Source organism: Bartonella vinsonii subsp. berkhoffii ATCC 51672 (genome assembly GCF_902825225.1).
Classification (GTDB): Bacteria; Pseudomonadota; Alphaproteobacteria; order Rhizobiales; family Rhizobiaceae; genus Bartonella; species Bartonella berkhoffii.
The window spans coordinates 1-395 of the sequence record NZ_CADEAK010000299.1 but is presented as its reverse complement, the minus strand read 5'-3'; the positions used below and the strand labels follow the sequence as shown (position 1 = coordinate 395).

The following is a 395-nucleotide window of genomic DNA, read 5'->3' as shown; positions in this document are numbered from 1 at the left end:
GCCTTTAGTTTCTACTGGTCCGTTATAGGTTAAGTCCAGCATTTCTGAGGGGTAAATTTGTAATTGAAGTGGTACACGTGAGCGCTTATAAAAGTCGGTATAGTGTAATCTTACAAAACATTCACCAGTTAAAAAAACCTCACGAGCAATTGTTGCTTGAAGACCATAAAAATTAGCATCTTCATCATGATCAGCTTCATCGACCCATTGCCACCAAAGATCAAGAAGCTTTTCCAGTTCTTCCTGAAATCCTACAATTCTAAGCTACCGCTTAATCCCCTCACTTACCGCTCCTGAAACACATTCTTCTGTAACAGAAACGTAAAGGGGGTCAATACCGTAAAGCCATCTTCAACTAGAGAAAAAAGGATCACCACACGCTTCAATGGCTTTAT

General features: G+C 40.0%; 1 pseudogene. It reads right to left on the bottom strand.

What is annotated here, in order from left to right:
- Positions 1-395, bottom strand: a pseudogene (locus J7R10_RS09350) (phage portal protein); the annotation flags it as partial.